This window comes from Bradyrhizobium betae, assembly GCF_050632175.1.
GTDB lineage: Bacteria > Pseudomonadota > Alphaproteobacteria > Rhizobiales > Xanthobacteraceae > Bradyrhizobium > Bradyrhizobium betae_B.
Genome location: NZ_CP192576.1, coordinates 5,704,719 through 5,724,976, shown reverse-complemented (window position 1 = coordinate 5,724,976; position 20,258 = coordinate 5,704,719). Strand labels below are relative to the sequence as shown.

Sequence of the window (20,258 nt, the reverse complement as noted above, 5' to 3'; positions counted from 1 at the left end):
GAGCCGGAACCGGGCCAGCCCGCAGGAGCAAGACGGACCTATCCGCGTCCCGGCGCACGCGGCGCGGTCTTGCGCTGCTGCTGGCTGGTGTAGGCGTCCCAATGGCTCCAGCTGCCATCGCTGAGGCTCCGCAAGTCGGTCGTGAGCGGACGCCGCGTGCGCTTGTCGTGGTCCGCGATCACGCGCTCCGACTGCGCGATCTTGCGCTTGAGGTCCGCGATCGTCTTCTGGGACTGGCCCGTCCGCTTGGAGGACGCGATCTCGCCCATCGTGAAGCGCGCGGTCTCGAGCGCCTTCAACTCGGCGCGGTTCTTCTTCAACTGGACCCGGTGCCAGGCGATGTTGCTGTCGCTGTCCGCAACCATGTGGGAACTCCGCTGATTCGCTCCCGCAGTGTAGCGCGCGCCGAATCGGCGCCGCAACGCCGCGCGGCGGCGAAACGACGGTCTTATGACGCGGGAATTCCGCGCTTAGCGCTCGGCAAAGGCCTTTTCGACCACGAACTGGGCCGGCTCGCCGTGATTGCCCTCGACAAAGCCCCGCTCGCCCAGAAGCGTGCGGGTGTCGGCAACGAGCGCCGGGCTGCCGCAGATCATGACGCGGTCGTGGGCGGATCCAGTGCCGGCAGGCCGATATCGGCAAACAGCTTGCCGGAGGTGATAAGGTCGGTGATGCGGCCGCGGTTGCGGAAGGGATCGCGGGTCACGGTCGGATAATAGATCAGCTGGGCGCGGATATAGTCGCCGAGCATCTCGTCGTTCGGCAGATGCTCGGTGATCATCTCGCCGTAGGCGAGTTCCTTTACATGCCGGCAGCCGTGCAGCAGCACGACCTTCTCGAACCGCTCATAGGTCTCGGGGTCCTTGATCACGCTCAGAAACGGCGCAAGGCCAGTTCCCGTGCCGATGAGGTAGAGGTTGCGGCCCTCTTCCAGATTGTCGATCACCAGCGTGCCGGTGGCCTTGCGGCTGACGATGATCTCGTCGCCTTCCCTCAGGTGCTGGAGGCGCGAGGTCAGCGGACCGTCCGGTACCTTGATCGAGAAGAATTCGAGGGTGTCCTCGTAATTGGCGCTGGCGACGCTGTAGGCCCGCAGCAGCGGCTTCTCGCCGACCTTGAGCCCGATCATGGTGAACTCGCCATTGCGGAAACGGAAGGTGGGGCTGCGGGTGGTCTTGAACGAGAACAGCGTGTCGGTCCAGTGATGGACGCTCAAGACGCTTTCCTGGTTGAAATTGCTCATCTCACCCTTCCGTGTCGCTTCCAGTGCGGTTCGAGGCGGTCAGCTATGCGTCGTTTGTACACGATCATTCGTATACTAATGAATAATCCCGCTTGCTCCCGCGGTCAAGGCTGCCCAAGATCGCGAGCGTTGCAGTTAAGGACAAGGACCCCTTCCATGGCGCATGACGCACCCCAGGCCACCGGACCCTCGAAACTCGTGATCCGGAATATCGGTCTGATCCTCTCCGGAGCGCTGGAAAAGCCGATCCTGGACGGCGACACCATCGTCGCCGAGAACGGCAAGATCACCGCGATCGGACGCCACAAGGACCTCAACACCGAAGGCGCGACCACCATTGTCGATGCCAACGGCACGACGGTGACCCCGGGCCTGATCGACAGCCACGTCCACCCCGTCGCGGGTGACTGGACGCCGCGGCAGAACCAGACCGGCTGGATCGACAGCTCGCTCCATGGCGGTATCACCACCATGATCTCGGCGGGCGAAGTGCACATGCCCGGCCGCCCCCGCGACGTCGTGGGGTTGAAGGCGATGGCGATCTTCGCCCAGCGGGCGTTCTGGACCTTGCGTCCGGGCGGCGTGAAGGTTCACGCCGGTGCCCCCGTCATCGAATGCGAGATGGTCGAGGAAGACTTCAAGGAATTGGCGGCCGCCGGCGTCAAGCTGCTCGGCGAGGTCGGCCTTGGCGGCGTGAAGGACGGACCGACTGCGCGGAAAATGGTCGGCTGGGCACGCAAATACGGCATCCAGAGCACGATCCACACCGGCGGCCCTTCGATCCCCGGCTCCGGCCTGATCGACAAGGACGTGGTGCTGGAGGCCGACACCGACGTGGTCGGCCACATCAACGGCGGCCACACCGCCCTTCCCGACGATCAGATCCGCTGCATCTGTGAGGGCTGCAAGCGCGGTCTCGAGATCGTTCACAACGGCAATGAGCGCTCGGCGCTCTATACGCTGCGCATCGCGCGCGAAATGGGCGACCTGCATCGCGTCATCCTCGGCACCGACGGGCCGGCTGGCTCCGGCGTGCAGCCGCTCGGCATCTTGCGCATGGTCTCGATGCTGTCCTCGATCGGCGAGCTGCCCGCCGAGATCGCGTTCTGCCTGGCCACCGGCAACACCGCGCGGATGCGGCAGCTCGACTGCGGCCTGATCGAGGTGGGCCGCTCCGCCGATTTCGTCATCATGGACAAGGCGCAGCACTCGCCCGGCAAGACCATTTTGGAGAGCGTGCAGCTCGGCGACCTCCCCGGCATCGGCATGACCATCATCGACGGCATTGTGCGCACCCAGCGCAGCCGCAACACCCCACCGGCCGGCAGGGTGCCCGAGGTGGTGGCGAAGTGACGCAGCCGGAGCGGCTCGCCGCTCCGCGTCAGCCCTCGACAGCATTGAACAAGTCGCCGGCCCGCTGCGTCTAACGCAGGCAGCCCTCGGCGGCGGCAGTTCATTTGCTGGACCATCGAGCGAGACATGACAAACTCATCCCGGGTAGGTGCCGGCGTCGCCGGCGCGGTCGTGGGCTATATCGCGATCTTCGTGCTGTTTTCGGTCCTCGACTTGGGCAACCGGGCAGATCCGATCACGTCGGGCCTGCTGGCACTGTTCGTCTACTCCCCCATCGGCGCGGTCGCCGGTGCTGTGCTTGCCAGCTGGCTGGTGACGCGTTCAGGCAACGCAGGCGAAAAGGATGCAGACAATGGGGGCGTCGCGCGCAACAGCCTGAAGTCGCTCGGGATCGTCGTCCTGCTCTGCGCCGGCGGCATCGGCGCCTACATTGCCTATGCCTATGCGACCGCGACGCCCTGGCTCAACCGGAACGGCTACAGTCCCCTGCTCGTATTCGAGATTCGCTTTCCGGCGGGGGTCGCAGTGCCGACGTCAGCCCAGGGCATCACCGTCGAATTGCAGACCGACCTCAACACCATGCCGGGCGAAGTGACCCCCGCCGCCTTCTACCGCGACGGCGACCAGCCCGTCATCGCAGGCAAGGTTGAACTCGCGTTTCGAACCTCGCACCGGCAACTCGCCGTCACTATCGAAGGCCAGCCGAGCCGGATCTATCCGATCGATCTGACGTCACGGGCGCCGCATACGCCGGAGTTTGGAACGTGGCGGCACCTCGCCGACGGCAGCGAAATCCGCTACCGTGCCAAATGGCCGGGCAAAACGTAGGGGATCAGCGCTTTTTCGTGATCTCACACCGCAGATAGGTCTGGCGCCTGGCCTGCCCGACCGGACCGTTGTCCATCACCAGCCTGCCGTCCGCCGCGATGGACACGCGCGGACTGGAGCGAAACTTCTCGCCCTCACCTTCGCAGGCGAGCTTCATCTTCCAGCTGAGCTTCCCGTCCGCGATGATCTCGCTGGCCCGGCATCGTGTCTCGTACCAATAGAGGCGATTGCCGCCCTCGATGCTCATGCGGTTCGCGCTATCCTGATCGCGGCAATCTTTCTTCGTTGACGCCCAGAACCCTTCATAGGGTTGTGCGCCCCAAGCGGGAGCGCATTCGCTCGCCAGCGCTGCACCGAAGCTCAAAGCCATTGCGATTCGTGTCGCTGCTCTCATGCCGGAAACCTCGACAAACCTGGATCGAGATTAGTCGCCGCTCACCGCAGCTTGTTCAACAGCGCCATCAGCGTCTCGCGCTCCTTCGGCTCGAGCGGCGCCAGCGTCTCACGCGTGATCGCGAGCGCATTCGGCGCAGCCTTCTCCGCAAGCTGCTGACCGGCCCGCGTCAGGCTGACCAGCAGCCGCCGCCCGTCCTCGGGATCCTGGCTGGTCTCGGTGAGGCCGCGCGCCGTCAGCCGGTCGATCACGCCCTTGATGGTCGCGACATCCATCGCCGTCAGCCGTCCCAACTGGTTCTGGGAGCACGGCCCACTCTCGGCCAGCTTCGACAGCGCCGCCCATTGCGTCGGCGTGATGTTGGTACCGATATCGCGCGAGAAGATCGAGCTATGGCGCTGCCAGACCTGGCGCAGGATGAAGCCGACCTGCTCGTCGAGCACGTAAGACGACTTGTTGGACGATTTGGCCAGCTTGACGCCCTTCTTCACCGCGACGCTTCTCGCCATCCGCTCGCTGCCCTTCCCCATGCCCTCACAACGACAAATGCGCGTCGCGGATATCCGGACGCGCGTCGAGCTCGGCCATGGTGCCGCCGAAACAGATGCGGCCGCGCTCGATGATATAGGCGCGATCGGAGATCAGCCGCGCAAAGTGCAAATTCTGCTCGGAGACGACGATGCTGACACCCTCCTTCTTCATGGTCAGGATGGCATCGACCATCTGCTCCACGATCTTGGGCGACAGGCCCTCCGAAGGCTCGTCCAGCAGCACCAGCGACGGATTGCCCATCAGCGTGCGCGCGATCGTCAGCATCTGCTGCTCACCGCCGCTCATGCGGCCGCCCGGGCGGTTCTTCATCTCGCCGAGATTTGGAAACAGCGCGAACAGCTTTTCGCGAGTCCAGTGTGGCGCGTTCGGGCGCTTCGGCTGGCGGCCGACTTCGAGATTCTCCTCCACCGTCAGATCGGTGAAGATGCGCCGCTCCTCGGGCACGTAGCCGAGCCCATCGCGCACGATCTCATGCGTTGGCCGCGCCGAGACATCCTTGCCCTCGAACATGATGCGCCCGGTGCGTTGCGCGACGAGGCCGACGATCGAACGGAACGTCGTCGACTTGCCGGCACCGTTGCGGCCCAGCAGCGCCACCACCTCGCCCTCGCCGACCTCGAAGCCGATGTCGAACAGGATATGCGCCGGGCCGTAATGGCTGTTGAGGTCCTGCACCGTGAGCTTCATGCGGAGGCTCCCTCGCGATGCCCGGCCTCGTAAAGCAGGCCCTCGCCGAGATAGACCGCCTGGACCTGCGGATTGCCGCGGACCTCGGCCGGCGTGCCCTCGGCGATCAGCGTGCCGCGATTGAGCACGATGATGCGGTCGGCATGCTCGAACACCACGTCCATGTCGTGCTCGGTGAAAAGCACCCCGATCGATTTTTCCCGTGCGATCTGCGCGGTCAGGCGCATCAACTCGACGCGCTCCCGCGGCGCCATGCCGGCGGTCGGCTCGTCCATCAGCAGCAGTTTCGGCTGGTTGGCGAGCGCCACCGCGAGCTCGAGCCGCTTGAGGTCGCCATAGGCGAGTTCGCCGCAGGGCCGGTCCGCATAGCCGCCCATGCCCACGAGTTCGAGCAGGCGTGCGGCCTCGCCGCGATCGTAATTCGGCGCCGAGCCCCAGAGATTGAACAATTGCCTGCCGTGCGAGACCAGCGCGACCTGCACGTTCTCGCGCACGGTCATGGTGGCGAAGGTCGCAGTAATCTGGAACGTGCGCCCGACGCCGAGCCGCCAGATCTCGCGCGGCATCTTGCCGGTAGTCTCTTCACCAAGCAGACGCACATGGCCCGAATCCGGCCGGTTCTGCCCGTTGAGCATGTCGAAGCAGGTGCTCTTGCCGGCGCCGTTGGGGCCGATCAGCGCCAGAATCTCGCCGGCGCGCAACGAGAACGAGACGCCGCGCACGGCGTGGATGCCGCCATAGGATTTGGTCAGGCCTTCGACCGCGAGAAGTGGGGATGCGACGCTCATTCGGCTGACTCGATCGGCTTGGCAATGAGAGGCGATCCCGGCGGCGAGGACTTCCTGCGCCGCTGTGCCAGCATCTCCAGCATGCCGACGATGCCCTTGGGGAAGACCACGACAATCAGCACGATGAAGCCGCCGAGCACGAGCTTCGACAGATCGGTCTGGCTGACCAGCCAGATGTTGAGCGCCTTGTAAACGATGGCGCCGATCACCGCGCCCGACACCGTCTCGACGCCGCCGAGCAGCACCATGACCAGCGCGTCGACCGAGAGCGAGATGCCGAGATTGTCCGGGAAGACGCTGCCCTTGAGGTAGGCGAACAGGGCGCCGCCGATGCCGGCGGTGGTGCCCGCGATCACGAAGGCCGTCCACTGAATGCGCTTGGCGTTGATGCCGATCGCCTCGCTGCGCAGAAGCGAGTCGCGCGTGGCCCGGAGCGCATAGCCGAACGGCGAGAACACCATGGCGCGCAGCGCGATCGTGACGAGCGCCGCGACGCCAAGCGCCAGCCAGTAGAAATTCGACGGGCTCGCAGCCCATTTCTCCGGCCAGATGCTCAAGATGCCGTTGTCGCCGCCTGTCACGCTCACCCACTGGAACGCGATCGACCAGACGATCTGCGCGAAAGCCAGCGTCAGCATCGCGAAATAGACGCCGGAGAGCTGCACGGCGAAGAAGCCGAATACGGCGGCGCCCATGCAGCCGAGCAGCGGGCCGAGCAACAGGCACACGATCATCGGCAGCCCCGCCATCTTGGCGAGGAAGGCGACGCCGTAGGCGCCGAGGCCGAAATAGGCGGCGTGCCCGAACGAGGCGAGCCCACCAACCGACATCAGGAAGTGCAGGCTGACGGCGAAGATCACGAAGATTGCGATCTCGGCGCCGACGGTCAGCGCATAGTTCCCGGCGAACAGCGGCAAGGTCGCCGCGATGACGAGCGCTGCCAGCGCGGCCAGCCGCTCGTTCGACGTCAACGGCCGCCACGGATTGACTGACAGCCCCGGCGTCTTGCGCGCGGGCGCCTCGGGCTTGCCGAACAGGCCCCAGGGACGGACGATCAGCACAGCCGCCATCACCAGGAAGACCAGGATGATGGAAATCTTCGGGAAGATCAGGATGCCGAACGCGTTGAGCTCGGAGACCAGCACCGCCGCGACGAAGGCGCCGACGATGCTGCCGAGGCCGCCGATCACGACCACGACGAAGACTTCGACGATGATGCGCAAATCCATCGCATGATGCACGGCATCGCGCGGGATCTGAAGCGCGCCGCCGAGGGCGGCGAGGAAGACACCGACCGCGAACACGCTCGTGAACAGCCATTTCTGATTGACGCCGAGGGCTGCAACCATGTCGCGGTCCTGCGTCGCCGCGCGCACCAGCACGCCCCAGCGGGTCCGCTGGAACAGCAGCCAGAGGATGCCGAGCACGACGGGGCCGAGCACGATCAGGAACAGATCGTAGCTCGGGATGTTCTGGCCGAAGAAATCGACCGCGCCACGGAAGCCCGGCGCGCGGCGGCCGACGAGATCGTCGGGACCCCAGACCAGCACGACGAGGTCCTCGACCATCAAGGTCAGGCCGAAGGTCGCGAGCAGCTGGAACAGTTCCGGCGCGTGATAGATGCGGCGCAGCAGCACCATCTCGACGAGCACGCCGATCAGCGCCACGGCCAGCGCCGCCAGCACGATCCCGCCCCAGAACCCGAACGTGCCGGAGAGGCGCTCGGTCAGCGTGAAGGCGATGTAGGCGCCGATCATGTAGAAGGCGCCATGCGCGAAATTCACGATCCGCGTCACGCCGAAGATGATCGACAGGCCCGAGGCCACCAGAAACAGCGACGCTGCGCTGGCGAGGCCGGTCAGAAACTGTACGACATAAAAGGCCATCGGCGGTCCGGGTTAGTGTTGCCTCACTTCGCCCGCGCTTGCGGGGGTGAGAGCTTCGTAGGGTGGGTTAGCGAAGCGTAACCCACCAACTTCGTGTCGCGGGGCAGACCGTGGTGGGTTACGCCCTGCAGCCTGCGCGACGCGCAGTCCGCAGGGCTAACCCACCCTACGGCAGCGGAGATCAGTCCTTCGGGCGCAGCTTCGCGACTTCGGCATCGCTCGGCAGATAGTCGGAACCCTTCTTGTAGACCGAGTCCACCATCACGCCCTTGCCGTCCTTCAGCGCGGTCTTGCCGACATAGGCACCGAGCGTCGACTGGTGGTCGATCTTGCGGAAGGTGATCTCGCCGAGCGGCGACGGCATCGACAGGCCTTCCGCCGCGGCGATCAGCTTCTCCGGATCGGTCGAGCCGGCTTTCGCCAGGATCGCGGCGGCGGCCTTGATGGTCTGGTAGCCGACGATCGAGCCGAGGCGCGGATAGTCGTTATACTTGGCCTGATAGGCCTTCAGGAACGCGTCGTGCTCGGGCGTTTTGATCGAGTACCAGGGATAGCCGGTGACGATCCAGCCCTCGGGGGTCTCGTCCTTGAGCGGATCGAGATATTCGGGCTCTCCGGTCAGGAACGACACGACTTCGCGCCCCTTGAACAGGCCGCGGGTATTGCCTTCACGCACGAGCTTCACGAGATCGGCGCCGAAGGTGACGTTGAGGATCGCCTCGGGGTTGGCGGCGGCAACAGCCTGCACCACTGGACCCGCATCGATCTTGCCCTGCGGCGGCCACTGCTCGTCAACCCACTGGATGTCGGGGCGCTTTTCCGACATCAGCTTCTTGAACACCGCAACCGCCGACTGGCCGTACTCGTAGTTCGGCGCGATCGTGGCCCAGCGCTTGGCCGGCAGCTTGCTGGCTGCTTCCACCAGCATCGCCGCCTGCATGTAGTTGGAGGGGCGCAGGCGGAAGGTGTACTTGTTACCCTTCGACCAGGTGATGGCGTCCGTCAGCGGCTCGGCCGCAAGGAAGAACACCTTCTTCTGGTTGGCGAAGTCGCTGACGGCAAGGCCGATGTTCGACAGGAACGTGCCCGTCAGCATCGCCACGCCCTCGCTCGAGACGAGCTCGTTGGCGGCGGTCTGCGCATCCGCCGGCTTGCCGCTGTCGTCCTTGGAGATGACGACCAGCTTCTTGCCGTTGATACCACCGGCCGCGTTGATCTCCTCGACCGCAAGCTGCCAGCCCTTGCGATAGGGCTCGGTGAACGCCGGCAGCAGCGAATAGCTGTTGATCTCGCCGATCTTGATGTCCTCAGCCATGGCCGAATGAGCCATGCCGCCCGCCAGAAGCGCGAAAGCCGCACCGACGAAATAATTCCTAGCTCGCATCCCAACCTCCAGTTTTGAACTCTCTACGTGTTCTATCTCAAACCGTCTTCGCCCTTGACCTCGGCAACCGTCAGCCCGCCGACGCGCGGCAGCGGACGACCGCTGTCGGTGACGGCGACCGCCACCATGATCTCGTTGGCGCGCGGCGCATCGTTGATCTGCACCTCCATGCCATCGAAATGGCTGCGCACGAAGGCGGCGTCCTTGTGCCCGAGCGGAATGTCCAGCGTGGTGCCGGGACCGCTGCGCTTTTTCGAGGACGGGATCAGCGCGACGCCCTTGCTCAGCACCTTGCGCACCGGCGCGCCCATCTTCGGATGCAGAATGGCTGCGGCATGTTCGAGCTCGCCGTTCTCACCGACGGCCGCGGCCTTGCCGTAGCTCTGGGCCATCGAACCGTCGATGCCGAGCGCGGCAACCGCGCGCTTCGACAGCAACTCGCCGAGTTCCTCGCCGATCGCGATCAGCGGCGAGAGATCCTCGACATATTGTCCAGCAAAGGGGTTCTCGATCACCGCGATCGCCGCAGCGCGGCGCGTCGGCGGCGAGACCTGGCGGCCCATTTCCATCTGCGTCTCTTCGACGACAGTGACGATCTTGCGGATGATCGCGCTCATGACTGCTTCCCCGGTCTCTTCCCTGCTCAGGCATGAACCGCGTTCTCCAGTACCAGCGGGCGCGATTTCTGCCGTTCAATATCTTTCGGTCCGATGACAAGCATATCACCACAAAGCTGCAACACGGCACCCTCGATCAGTCCGCGATCGAACAATAGCCGTGCATGTTCCGCGCCAGATTCCAGCGCGGCCGCGATCTCGTCTTGCGACAATTCACCGACCGCGCGGGTGACAAAACGCGGGCCAAGATCGCTGTCGGGCTGAAGCTCGTTCGCCCGCTGCCTCGTGATGGCGGAATGACCGGGCAGATCGACGGCATTGGCGATGACGGTGGCCGCCGCGTCGGCCTGCGAGGCCGTTGCCGCCAGCACCGTCACGGCATCGGCAATGCCGAGCGAAAAACTGCGGCCGTGGCGGCCGCTGGTCGCGACGCCGCGCGTTCGGTCGTCCGAATCGATCCGTATCCTCCGCATCACGCCGTCGCGGTCCGGTCGATCCATCAGGCCGACTGAAAAATGCTCGGCTGCCCCGAGGTGCAGGGCGATGTCGCCGCCGTTGTTGACATAGGCCTGATCGAGCGTCGCGACGTGAAGCATGGCGCCGAGAATTTCCTCGGCTACGCTGCCAGCGACCGCGGCCATCGGCGTGATGAAGCGATCCCAGGCGTAGGGCGCGACGGCAGCAAACATGCGCCGAGCCACCGTGCCCTCCAGCGAAGACGCAGCCGGCAGTGCAGCCCGCCGCAGTTCCGTCAACTCCGCGCAAAGCTCATCGAGCAGGCCGGTGAAACGGCGCGCCGCCGCCTCATAGGCAGCCCGCACCTCGTCCGCACGTCCCCTCGCCTCGACGATCAGATCGATCGGTCCATCCTGCAAATGCAGCCGCCGGCCATCGGACAGCAACGCGATCTGCGGGAGCCTTCTCATGCCCGCGGCCCCGGGATCGGAGTCTGCCACGGCAACTGGCGGACGTCGTCGCCGCTCTGCACTTCGGAGAGCGGTTTGACATAGTCCATGTGTCCGCCGAGCGCAGCGTAATCGGTGAGCTTCATCGTGAACTCGATCGGCGCGACCAGCGCCGGTGTCGGAACATAGCCGAAAGCACCTGACGGCATCTGCGTCACATCGACCATGTAGGTGATGCCGCCGCCCGGCCAGACATAAACAGGAGCGCCGCCGCTGGTGACGCGCGTCAGCGCGTCCTTCACCGAACGTGTCAGCCGCACCGGATTGTCGGTGACCCCGGCGCGGAGCGAGCCGCCTGCACCAGCCATGAACAGCACCGTGCACAGCGCCGGCTCGCAATTCTCCTGGATGCGCTCGACCGAGAACTTCAGATCATCAGGCATCTCGGTCTCGACCGGCTTCAAGGTCTCGTCGAGCACATAGTAGGACGAATGCTCGCCAGTCGTGGAGACCATCAACATCGAGAGACCCGCCTTGGCTTCCTTCGGATCGAAGGGACCGAGAATTGACAACGGATCGGAGATGTTGGTGCCGCCCCAGCCCGTGCCGGGATCAGCGACCTGAAAATAGCGGCCAGGCGTCGATCGCCGCCCCTTCATCTTGATGCCGGTGTCGGCGATGTCGAGCAGCTTGCCGGCCTGGTGCTCGCTGAGCACGCCGGTGATGTGGTCGTCGACCACGACGACTTCATCCACCTTGCCGAGCCATTGCTTGGCGAACATGCCGATCGTCGCCGAGCCGCAGCCGACGCGCATGCGTTCTTCCTTCATGCCGTTGACGATCGGCGGCTGGCCGGCCTGCACCACGACGCTCGCGCCACCGTCGATGGTCAGCTCCACCGCCTTGCAATTGGCGAGGTCCATCAACGTGTCGCAGGTGACGCGGCCCTCCTTCTTGGAGCCGCCGGTGAGATGATGCACGCCGCCGAGCGACAGCATCTGCGAGCCGTATTCGCTGGTCGTGACGTGGCCGACCGCCTCGCCTTGTGCGCGCACGGTCGCGGTCTCCGGTCCGAGATAGCGATCGGTGTCGATCTTCACCTTGATGCCGCAATAGGAGAAGATGCCCTCGGTGACTACTGTCACCATGTCGACGCCGTCGACCTCCGCGGAGACGATGAACGGCGCCGGCTTGTAGTCGGGATATGTCGTGCCCGCGCCGATCGCCGTCACGAAGGTCGAGGGCTCGTGGACGATCTTGCCGTCCCAGTCCTCGGTGCGGCTGAACGGGACGAGCTTGCCGCCATGCGAGACCGTGCGCTCCAGGATCACATGCGGATCGACGCGAACGAGCTTGCCGTCGTGGTTTGCGTAGCGATCGCAGGCGCCCGCGGCGCCCGGCTTGATGTAGCACATCACCGGACAGGCATCGCAGCGGATCTTGTCGATGGCAGCGCTCGTCGTTTCCATCACCATGTCAAAAGCCAGCGGGCACCGCGGTTATCATTCGTATACGAACGATGGTGCGCGCGCTCCCGAAAGCTGTCAAGCGGCGGTGCAGCGCAAAAGATGCGCCTGCCGCATAAAACCTCATTTGCCTATCCGCCCTGTCCACAAAGCGGGCAATCGCGCTGCACCGCGGCATGCCGACTTGCACGTTTGTGTACAAACGGTATCGTCGCGACTTAGAATTTTTGAGATTGCAGAGTTTTGGGAACGAGGATGACGCTGACACCGATCCGCCTCACCGTGAACGGCAGGATCCACGACGTGACAGCTGCGCCGCAAACGCCGCTGCTTTACGTGCTGCGCAACGATCTCGGGCTCAACGGTCCGAAATACGGCTGTGGCCTGGGCGAATGCGGCACCTGCACTGTCCTGATCGACGGCGCGGCCGCACGCTCCTGTGTGATTCCGATCGGCGGTTGCGCCGGCCGCGACATCGTGACGCTCGAAGGCCTCGGCACGCGCGACAAGCCCGACGTGGTGCAGCAGGCATTTATCGACGAGCAGGCGGCGCAGTGCGGCTACTGCCTCAACGGCATGATCATGACCACCAAGGCGCTGCTCGCGATCAATCCGCAGCCGAGCGAGCAGGAGGCGCTTGCGGCGCTGCGCTACAATCTCTGCCGCTGCGGCACGCATGTCGAAATCCTGCGTGCCGTGATGCGCGCTTCGGGCCAGCTCGCCGAGGCCGGTGATTGATGGCCTCGCCCCTCTCGAACGGAGCTGAACGGCAACCAGGGTCTCTCGTCGTCGTCCACACGGTGGACGAGGTGACATCCGAAACTTTCGTCCGGATCACCGCCGACGGTTCGGTTACGGCCTATAACGGCCATGTCGATCTCGGCACCGGCATCCGCACCGCGCTCGGCCAGATCGTCGCCGAAGAGTTGGACGTGTCTTTTGCCCGCGTCGTCGTGGTGCTCGGCGATACCGCATTGGTTCCGAATCAGGGCGCGACGATCGCCAGCGAAACCATCCAGATCACCGCCGTGCCCCTGCGCAAGGCCGCCGCTCAAGCCCGCCATTTCCTGATCGCGCGCGCGGCCGAGCGACTGGAGCTGCCGGCCACGGATCTCAGGATAGAGGACGGCCTCGTCCGCGGGCACGACAACCGCAGCGTCAGCTATGGCGAGTTGATCGGCGACGAGACGATCCGCCTCGAGCTGAGCGAAGACATCGCGGTGAAGCCCGTCGGCGACTACGCCATCGTCGGCCAGTCGATGCCGCGCGTCGACCTGCCGGCCAAGGCCACGGGCGAACTGACCTTCGTGCACGATATCCGCGTGCCCGGAATGCTGCACGGCCGCGTGGTGCGTCCCCCTTATGCCGGCGTCGATGCCGGACCGTTCGTCGGCACCAGCCTGATCTCGGTCGACCGGTCGTCGGTGCACGACATCCCCGGCCTCATCGCCGTCGTGCACATCGGCGATTTCGTCGGCGTGGTCGCCGAACGCGAGGAACATGCGATCCGCGCTGCGGAGCAGCTCGCGGTGAGTTGGCGGCCGACGCCTGCACTCACCGACCTCGCCGATGTCGAGACCGCGCTGCGCGCCAATCCCTCGACGCCGCGCACGCTGATCGACAAGGGCGACGTCGACGCCGCAATCGCCGGCGCGGCCAGGCCGATGCAGCGCACTTACGTCTGGCCGTACCAGATGCACGCGTCGATCGGCCCATCCTGCGCAGTTGCCGATTTCAGGGACGGCAATATCCGCGTCTGGTCGGGCACGCAGAATCCACATTTGCTGCGTGGCGATCTCGCGCTGCTGATCGAGCGTCCCGAGAGCGAGATCGAGGTCATCCGGCTGGAGGCTGCCGGATGCTACGGCCGCAACTGCGCCGATGACGTCACCGCAGATGCGCTGCTGCTCTCACGCGCCGTTGGCCGGCCCGTCCGCGTGCAGCTGACGCGCGAGCAGGAGCACGCCTGGGAGCCAAAGGGCACCGCGCAGCTCATCGACGTCAATGGCGGCCTCGACGCCGACGGCGGCATCGCCGCTTACGATCTCGCCACGCGCTATCCGTCGAACGCAGCCCCGACGCTGGCGCTTTTGCTCACCGGTCGCGTCTCATCCGAACCCGCGGTGCTGCAGATGGGCGACCGCACCGCGATCCCGCCATATGACTACGACAACATGCGCGTTGTCGCGCATGACATGGCGCCGATCGTGCGCGCGTCCTGGTTTCGCGGCGTCTCGGCGCTGCCAAACACCTTTGCGCATGAATCCTACATCGACGAGGCCGCAACCGAGGCCGGTGTCGACCCCATCGAATACCGCCTGCGCTATCTCAAGGACCAGCGCGCGGTCGATCTCGTCAACGCGATCGCCGAGCGCGCGGGCTGGGCGCCGCGGCCGGCCCGCGAGGAAAGAGACGGCGAGATCGTGCACGGTCGCGGCTTTGCGTACGCGCTCTACGTCCACAGCAAGTTTCCCGGCTATGGCGCGGCGTGGTCGGCCTGGGTCGCGGACGTCGCGGTCAACAAGACCACCGGAGACGTCAGCGTCACCCGCGTGGTCGCCGGGCAGGATTCCGGCCTGATGATCAATCCGGACGGCGTGCGCCACCAGATCCACGGCAACGTCATCCAGTCCACCAGCCGCGCACTGATGGAGGAGGTCTCGTTCGAGCGCGGCGCGGTGGCGGCGCGGGAATGGGGCGCCTATCCGATCATCCCTTTCCCCGACGTGCCCAAGATCGACGTCCTGATGCTGCCGCGGCCGGACCAGCCACCACTCGGCGTCGGAGAGTCCGCGTCGGTGCCGAGCGCGGCTGCGATTGCCAATGCGATCTTCGATGCCACCGGCGTGCGCTTTCGCGAGCCGCCATTCACACCAGAGCGTATTCTGAGGGGACTGCACGGCGAAACATCGCCTGAGACGCAAGCCCTGCCCGCACCGGCTGCGGCGCCACCGTCGCGCATCTGGGAAAACCCCTTCGTCCGGCGCGCCGGCATCGTCACGACCATTGCGGCCGTCTGCACCGCTGCGATCGGCATTGGTGCAGCTCTCATGCCCGGCCGCGCCATCGCACCGATCGCCCGCCCTGATGCGTCGGTCTATTCCGCCGCGACCATCGCCCGCGGCCAGCAGCTTGCCGCGCTCGGCAATTGCGCCGAGTGCCACACCAGCCTCACCGGCGCGCTCAACGCCGGCGGCCGCGCGCTGGAGACGCCGTTCGGGACGATCTACAGCACCAACATCACGCCCGATGTCGAGACCGGCATCGGCGCCTGGTCCTATCCCGCCTTCGAGCGCGCGATGCGCGACGGGCTGCATCGCGACGGGCGGCAGCTTTATCCCGCATTCCCTTACACGCATTTTGCGAAAACCAGCGACGCAGATATGCAGGCGCTCTACGCCTACCTGATGGCGCAGCCTGCGGTGCGGACGACTGCGCCGGCGAATGCGCTCGCCTTCCCGTTCAATCTGCGCCCGTTGCTCGCCGGCTGGAATGCGCTGTTCCACGACACGAAAGAGTTCAAGCCCGATCCCGCCAAATCCGAAACCTGGAATCGCGGCGCCTATCTCGTCGAGAGCCTCGGCCATTGCAGCGCCTGCCATTCGCCGCGCAATGCGCTCGGCGCCGAGCAGCGTAACGCCTATCTCGCCGGCGGCTTTGCCGAGGGCTGGGAGGCGCCGCCACTGACCTCGCTCTCGCACGCGCCGATCCCGTGGAGCGAGGATGAGTTGTTCACCTACTTGCGCACCGGCCATTCGCGCTATCACGGCGTCGCGGCCGGTCCGATGGCGCCGATCGTGAGGGATCTCAAGGCCCTGCCCGATCATGATATCCGCGCAATGGCAGTGTATCTCAATTCGTTCAACGCCACGGCGACCGAGACACCGGACGCGCTTGCGGCACGTCTCGAAAGCGCAACGCAAGTCGCCACCGCCGCCTCCACCGGCGCACGCCTCTACCAGGGCGCCTGCGCCGTCTGCCACGAGGTCGGCGGCCTGCCGCTGTTCGGCAGCCGACCCTCGCTCGCGCTCAACAGCAATCTGCACAGCGCAAAAGCGGACAATCTCGTGCAGGTGATCCTGCACGGCATTGCCGATCCGGTGTCGAGCGATCTCGGCTACATGCCGGCGTTCAAGAACAGCATGAGCGACGCGCAAGTCGAGGAGCTCGTCACCTTCCTGCGCCAGCAATTCGCGCCCGACAAGCCGGCATGGACCGGTGTGCGCGAGGCGATCGCGCGCGTGCGAGCGGCCGCGCACTAAATCAAGCGTGCTTCTTCGCCTCCACCGGCGGCGTGCCGTGGGTGTGGAAGGACTCGATGGTCTTCAACCCCCAGGCCTGGCCCTTCTTGCGCTCCTCTTCGGTCCACACGATCGGCTTCCAGTCGGGTGCGAGGATGAGGCGCGCACCGGCATTGGCGACCTCGACGCGGTTGCCGCCGGGCTCGTAGACATAGAGGAAGAAGGTCTGCTGGATCGCGTGCTTATGCGGGCCGGTCTCGATGTGCACCCCGTTCTCCAGGAAAATATCGGCAGCGCGAAGAATCTCCTCGCGGCTGTCGAGCGCGTAGGTGACGTGGTGGAAGCGGCCGGGCGTGCCTGAGTGGTCGAGCGAATAGGCAAAATCGTAGCTCTTGTTCGACATCGTCAGCCACATCGCGGCTTCCCGCCCGTCATTGAGCACGATCTGCTCGGTGAGGCGGCAGCCGAGGTAATTCTCGAAGAACTCGCGGTTGGCCTTGATATCGACGGCGAGGCAGTTGAGATGGTCGAGACGGCGGACATTGACGCCGCGCGCGGGAAAGCGCTGCGCCTGATTCTTCAGCGCAGGTTTTAGTTCCGGCGGCGCTTGATACCATTCGGTCTCGTAGTAGAGTTCGACGATGTGACCGTCGGGATCGCGGCAGCGGAAGGTCGGCCCCTGCCCCATGTCGCCGTCGATCCATCCGATGTCGAAGCCGGAGCCCTTGAGCGCAGCGACGCGCCGCTCCAGCGCCTGCTGGCTGCGCGCGCGCAGCGCCATGTGCTCCATGCCCGATGTCTTCGAAGCCGTGAGCTTGAGCGAATAGCGCTCGTAGTCGTCCCAGCCGCGCAAGTAGACGGAGTCGCCCTTCTGTCCGCTTACCGTCATGCCCATGACGTCGACGAAGAATTTCAGGCTCTCGTCCGGCTTCGGCGTCAGCAGTTCCATGTGACCGAGATGGGCGAGATCGAGGATCGGTTCGGGCTGCATGGTCTCCTCCAGGGCGTGGCTGCGATCTGCCGGACCGGGTCGCGCATTCGGATGCAGACCTGCAACTGCCTGATACATCCGGGCCAGCACCGACCGCGGGCTTTATTTGTACTAATGTACAAATGATTAGGTCCCGTCAACAAATCAACGTGTGCAGCTCCGTGCAGCCTGGTGCGCACCTCCGTGACCAGCCGTCCTCCGAACGGCCGACGGAGTGCCCGGATGGTAAAATCTTCCTTAATTGAACTTCAGTTCAAGGGCCTCGAAAAGCAGCATTTTCCGGCTGATTCCGCTGACAAGTATGCATTCAGAACAAACCTATCGTCCGAATTGTCGCAGATTTAAGAAAACGCCTGCACCTGCTGCTTAACCGTTTGTGCAGCCCCGCCTCTCATAGTCGGGGTTAAACTCCTCGCTCATGCCAGGTTCATTCATCGTGACATCCTTTGGACGCGTGATTTCGGTTCGCGGGTCGCTCGCCCGGGTCGGACTTCTGGCGGAAAGCCAGATGCCGGTCTCGGAGGTCCGGGCCACCGTCGGCCGCTTCGTCAGCATCCGCTGCGCCAGCTCGGTCATCGTCGCCATGATCACCGAGGTGTCGTGCGAGAACCTCTCGAACGCCGACTACATCGCCATCGCGTCCGTCGACCTGCTCGGCGAAATCCTCAATGCCGCCGACAAGGCCAAATTCCAGCGTGGCGTCACCAATTATCCGACCATCGGCGATCCCGTCGACCTGATCACCAGCCAGGAGCTGCGCACGATCTACGCGCCGACCGGGTCGGACCAGATCAACGTCGGTTTCCTGCAGCAGGACCGCTCCGTCGTCGCTTATGTCGACGTCGAGGAGATGCTGTCCAAGCATTTTGCGGTGCTCGGATCGACCGGCGTCGGCAAATCCACCGGCGTGTCGCTGCTGCTCAACGAGATCCTCAAGGCGCGTCCGAATCTGCGCATCTTCCTGCTCGACGTGCACAACGAATATGGCCGCTGCTTCGGCGACCGCGCGCTGGTGCTCAACCCCCGGAACCTGAAGCTGCCGTTCTGGCTGTTCAATTTCGAGGAAATCGTCGACGTCTTGTTCGGCGGCCGTGCCGGCGTGCCCGAGGAGCTCGACGTCCTCGCCGAGGTGATCCCGATCGCCAAGGGCATCTACACCCAGTACCAGAACACCGACCGCCTCGGCCTGAAGCGTGTCGACCCAAAGCAGATCGGTTTCACCGTCGATACGCCGGTGCCCTACCGCCTGGTCGACCTGATCTCGCTGATCGACGATCGCATGGGCAAGCTCGAAAATCGCTCCTCGCGCATCATCTATCACAAGCTGATCTCGCGCATCGAGGCGGTGCGCAACGACCCGCGCTACGCCTTCATGTTCGACAACGCCAATGTCGGCGGCGACACCATGGCAGAGGTGATCAGCCATCTGTTCCGTCTGCCTGCCAACGGCAAGCCGATGACGGTGATGCAGCTCGCCGGCTTTCCCGCCGAGGTCATCGATTCCGTCGTCTCGGTGCTGTGCCGCATGGCCTTCGATTTCGGCCTGTGGAGCGATGGCGTCTCGCCGATGCTGTTCGTCTGTGAGGAAGCCCACCGCTACGCCTCTGCCGACCGCAATGTCGGCTTCGGGCCGACCCGCAAGGCGGTCTCGCGCATCGCCAAGGAAGGCCGCAAATACGGCGTCTATCTCGGCCTCATCACCCAGCGCCCTGCCGAGCTCGACGCGACCATCATCTCCCAGTGCAACACGCTGTTCACGATGCGTCTTGCCAACGAGCGCGACCAGGCGCTGCTGCGTGCCGCGGTGTCGGATGCGGCCGCGAATTTGCTGTCCTTCGTGCCCTCGCTCGGCACCCGCGAGGTGCTGGCATTCGGCGAAGGCGTCGCGCTGCCGACGCGCCTTCGCTTCAAGGAGGTGCCGCCGCATCAATTGCCGCGCGGCGAAGCCACCATCAGCAGCGTGCCGTCCGTCACCTCGGGGCACGACATGCATTTCGTCGGTGCGGTGCTCGAGCCGCTGGCGCGGCGCCACTTCGCAGCGCGACGTGCCGAACGATCCGGTGTTCTCTGCTCCGCCGGCCAAGACGCTCGCCCCCGCCGAAGCACCGATGCTTCAACCGTCGATGGGGCTCGATCCGGACCGCTTCTCGCTCCTGAAGAAGCCGCTGCGGTAAAATCCTTTCGTGTCCCGGACGCCCGCAGCGTGCAACGCTGCTGCGCAGAGCCGGGGCACGGGAGCCGCGCGTTGAGCAGGCCGTCCGCATCGACTATGGTTGCCGGCCCCAAGCCGGAATCATGCCCATGACAAAGCCCACAGCTCCACGCTTCCCCGCACCCGCCCTCAACACGCTTCCCGACGACATCCGCACGCGCCTGCTCGCCGTACAGGACAAGAGCGGCTTCGTGCCGAACGTGTTCCTGACGCTGGCCTATCGGCCCGACGAATTTCGCGCCTTCTTTGCCTATCACGACGCGCTGATGGAGAAGGACGGGGGACTCACCAAGGCCGAGCGCGAGATGATCGTGGTGGCGACTTCGGCCGCCAACCAGTGCCAGTATTGCGTGATCGCGCACGGCGCGATCCTGCGCATCCGCGCCAAGAATCCGCTGATCGCCGACCAGGTCGCGGTGAACTACCGCAAGGCCGACATCACGCCGCGGCAGAAGGCGATGCTGGACTTCGCGATGAAGGTCTCGGCCGATGCCCAGCGGATCTCCGATGAGGATTTCGCCGCGCTCGCACCCCACGGCTTCAGCGACGACGACATCTGGGACATCGCCGCGATCTCCGCCTTCTTCGCGCTGTCGAACCGGCTGGCAAACTTCGCCGGGATGCGGCCGAACGAGGAGTTCTATCTGATGGGACGCCTGCCGAAGAAATAGCTGAGAAGAAAAAGCTGAGAAGCAGGATTCAATCGGCCGA

The 20,258-nt window shown here is 65.0% G+C and carries 16 protein-coding genes and 2 pseudogenes; 6 read left to right on the top strand and 12 right to left on the bottom strand.

Annotated elements, in window-relative coordinates:
- Positions 1–38: 38 nt before the first annotated feature.
- The gene (locus ACQ86E_RS27415; RefSeq protein WP_431202642.1) at positions 39–365 is read right to left on the bottom strand and encodes a hypothetical protein; all 327 of its coding nucleotides are present in this window, start codon (positions 363–365) and stop codon (positions 39–41) included.
- A gap of 105 nt (positions 366–470) precedes the next feature.
- Positions 471–1,243 (bottom strand): annotated as a pseudogene (locus ACQ86E_RS27410) (ferredoxin--NADP reductase).
- Positions 1,244–1,399: 156 nt separating this feature from the next.
- Here ACQ86E_RS27410 and ACQ86E_RS27405 point away from each other — a divergent pair.
- Together ACQ86E_RS27405 and ACQ86E_RS27400 are read left to right on the top strand one after the other, a co-directional pair.
- A complete protein-coding gene (locus ACQ86E_RS27405) occupies positions 1,400–2,596 on the top strand; it encodes an amidohydrolase family protein (protein ID WP_015686884.1) in 1,197 nt (398 codons plus the stop codon).
- Positions 2,597–2,722: 126 nt separating this feature from the next.
- The gene (locus ACQ86E_RS27400; RefSeq protein ID WP_431202641.1) at positions 2,723–3,424 is read left to right on the top strand and encodes a hypothetical protein; all 702 of its coding nucleotides are present in this window, start codon (positions 2,723–2,725) and stop codon (positions 3,422–3,424) included.
- 4 nt (positions 3,425–3,428) lie between these two features.
- On the opposite strand, the gene ACQ86E_RS27395 is transcribed toward ACQ86E_RS27400, so the two are convergent.
- From ACQ86E_RS27395 to ACQ86E_RS27355, 9 genes are all read right to left on the bottom strand, one after another.
- Positions 3,429–3,818, bottom strand: a complete 390-nt coding sequence (locus tag ACQ86E_RS27395) for a hypothetical protein (RefSeq protein ID WP_431202640.1) — start codon at positions 3,816–3,818, stop codon at positions 3,429–3,431.
- A gap of 41 nt (positions 3,819–3,859) precedes the next feature.
- The gene (locus tag ACQ86E_RS27390; RefSeq protein WP_431202639.1) at positions 3,860–4,327 is read right to left on the bottom strand and encodes a MarR family winged helix-turn-helix transcriptional regulator; all 468 of its coding nucleotides are present in this window, start codon (positions 4,325–4,327) and stop codon (positions 3,860–3,862) included.
- Between the two features lie 25 nt (positions 4,328–4,352).
- Positions 4,353–5,057 (bottom strand): ABC transporter ATP-binding protein, encoded by a 705-nt coding sequence (locus ACQ86E_RS27385; RefSeq protein WP_130362273.1) that lies wholly within the window; start codon positions 5,055–5,057, stop codon positions 4,353–4,355.
- Complete coding sequence (locus tag ACQ86E_RS27380) at positions 5,054–5,845, bottom strand: ABC transporter ATP-binding protein (protein WP_431202638.1); 792 nt, start codon at positions 5,843–5,845, stop codon at positions 5,054–5,056. Before ACQ86E_RS27380 ends, ACQ86E_RS27385 begins: the two co-directional genes overlap by 4 nt.
- The gene (locus tag ACQ86E_RS27375) at positions 5,842–7,731 is read right to left on the bottom strand and encodes an ABC transporter permease (protein WP_431202637.1); all 1,890 of its coding nucleotides are present in this window, start codon (positions 7,729–7,731) and stop codon (positions 5,842–5,844) included. The genes ACQ86E_RS27380 and ACQ86E_RS27375 overlap by 4 nt, the downstream gene beginning before the upstream one ends.
- Positions 7,732–7,912: 181 nt before the next feature.
- Positions 7,913–9,115: an ABC transporter substrate-binding protein gene (locus ACQ86E_RS27370; RefSeq protein ID WP_431202636.1), complete on the bottom strand. Its 1,203-nt coding sequence runs from the start codon at positions 9,113–9,115 to the stop codon at positions 7,913–7,915.
- 32 nt (positions 9,116–9,147) lie between these two features.
- Complete coding sequence (locus ACQ86E_RS27365; protein ID WP_431202635.1) at positions 9,148–9,732, bottom strand: amino acid synthesis family protein; 585 nt, start codon at positions 9,730–9,732, stop codon at positions 9,148–9,150.
- 26 nt (positions 9,733–9,758) lie between these two features.
- Positions 9,759–10,658: a UPF0280 family protein gene (locus tag ACQ86E_RS27360; RefSeq protein WP_431202634.1), complete on the bottom strand. Its 900-nt coding sequence runs from the start codon at positions 10,656–10,658 to the stop codon at positions 9,759–9,761.
- Positions 10,655–12,112 carry a 6-hydroxynicotinate reductase gene (locus ACQ86E_RS27355; protein WP_431202633.1) on the bottom strand — a complete coding sequence of 486 codons (1,458 nt, stop codon included), beginning with the start codon at positions 12,110–12,112 and terminating at the stop codon, positions 10,655–10,657. The genes ACQ86E_RS27360 and ACQ86E_RS27355 overlap by 4 nt, the downstream gene beginning before the upstream one ends.
- Before the next feature lie 246 nt (positions 12,113–12,358).
- Between ACQ86E_RS27355 and ACQ86E_RS27350 the strand changes: the two genes are divergently transcribed.
- Both ACQ86E_RS27350 and ACQ86E_RS27345 read left to right on the top strand, forming a co-directional pair.
- Positions 12,359–12,841 (top strand): (2Fe-2S)-binding protein, encoded by a 483-nt coding sequence (locus ACQ86E_RS27350; protein ID WP_431202632.1) that lies wholly within the window; start codon positions 12,359–12,361, stop codon positions 12,839–12,841.
- Positions 12,841–16,365: a molybdopterin cofactor-binding domain-containing protein gene (locus tag ACQ86E_RS27345; protein ID WP_431202631.1), complete on the top strand. Its 3,525-nt coding sequence runs from the start codon at positions 12,841–12,843 to the stop codon at positions 16,363–16,365. The genes ACQ86E_RS27350 and ACQ86E_RS27345 overlap by 1 nt, the downstream gene beginning before the upstream one ends.
- 1 nt (position 16,366) lies before the next feature.
- On the opposite strand, the gene ACQ86E_RS27340 is transcribed toward ACQ86E_RS27345, so the two are convergent.
- Positions 16,367–17,335: a catechol 2,3-dioxygenase gene (locus tag ACQ86E_RS27340; protein WP_431202630.1), complete on the bottom strand. Its 969-nt coding sequence runs from the start codon at positions 17,333–17,335 to the stop codon at positions 16,367–16,369.
- A 418-nt stretch (positions 17,336–17,753) separates the two neighbouring features.
- Here ACQ86E_RS27340 and ACQ86E_RS27335 point away from each other — a divergent pair.
- Positions 17,754–19,509 (top strand): annotated as a pseudogene (locus ACQ86E_RS27335) (ATP-binding protein).
- A 127-nt stretch (positions 19,510–19,636) separates the two neighbouring features.
- The gene (locus tag ACQ86E_RS27330) at positions 19,637–20,218 is read left to right on the top strand and encodes a peroxidase-related enzyme (protein ID WP_431202629.1); all 582 of its coding nucleotides are present in this window, start codon (positions 19,637–19,639) and stop codon (positions 20,216–20,218) included.
- Positions 20,219–20,258 lie beyond the last annotated feature (40 nt).

Coding starts and splice junctions, on each gene's coding strand:
- ACQ86E_RS27355 (WP_431202633.1), bottom strand. CDS start 12,112: ATGGTGATGGAAACGACGAGCGCTGCCATCGACAAGATCCGCTGCGAT.
- ACQ86E_RS27340 (WP_431202630.1), bottom strand. CDS start 17,335: ATGCAGCCCGAACCGATCCTCGATCTCGCCCATCTCGGTCACATGGAA.
- ACQ86E_RS27395 (WP_431202640.1), bottom strand. CDS start 3,818: ATGAGAGCAGCGACACGAATCGCAATGGCTTTGAGCTTCGGTGCAGCG.
- ACQ86E_RS27350 (WP_431202632.1), top strand. CDS start 12,359: ATGACGCTGACACCGATCCGCCTCACCGTGAACGGCAGGATCCACGAC.
- ACQ86E_RS27380 (WP_431202638.1), bottom strand. CDS start 5,845: ATGAGCGTCGCATCCCCACTTCTCGCGGTCGAAGGCCTGACCAAATCC.
- ACQ86E_RS27360 (WP_431202634.1), bottom strand. CDS start 10,658: ATGAGAAGGCTCCCGCAGATCGCGTTGCTGTCCGATGGCCGGCGGCTG.
- ACQ86E_RS27375 (WP_431202637.1), bottom strand. CDS start 7,731: ATGGCCTTTTATGTCGTACAGTTTCTGACCGGCCTCGCCAGCGCAGCG.
- ACQ86E_RS27370 (WP_431202636.1), bottom strand. CDS start 9,115: ATGCGAGCTAGGAATTATTTCGTCGGTGCGGCTTTCGCGCTTCTGGCG.
- ACQ86E_RS27385 (WP_130362273.1), bottom strand. CDS start 5,057: ATGAAGCTCACGGTGCAGGACCTCAACAGCCATTACGGCCCGGCGCAT.
- ACQ86E_RS27405 (WP_015686884.1), top strand. CDS start 1,400: ATGGCGCATGACGCACCCCAGGCCACCGGACCCTCGAAACTCGTGATC.
- ACQ86E_RS27365 (WP_431202635.1), bottom strand. CDS start 9,732: ATGAGCGCGATCATCCGCAAGATCGTCACTGTCGTCGAAGAGACGCAG.
- ACQ86E_RS27390 (WP_431202639.1), bottom strand. CDS start 4,327: ATGGCGAGAAGCGTCGCGGTGAAGAAGGGCGTCAAGCTGGCCAAATCG.
- ACQ86E_RS27400 (WP_431202641.1), top strand. CDS start 2,723: ATGACAAACTCATCCCGGGTAGGTGCCGGCGTCGCCGGCGCGGTCGTG.
- ACQ86E_RS27415 (WP_431202642.1), bottom strand. CDS start 365: ATGGTTGCGGACAGCGACAGCAACATCGCCTGGCACCGGGTCCAGTTG.
- ACQ86E_RS27330 (WP_431202629.1), top strand. CDS start 19,637: ATGACAAAGCCCACAGCTCCACGCTTCCCCGCACCCGCCCTCAACACG.
- ACQ86E_RS27345 (WP_431202631.1), top strand. CDS start 12,841: ATGGCCTCGCCCCTCTCGAACGGAGCTGAACGGCAACCAGGGTCTCTC.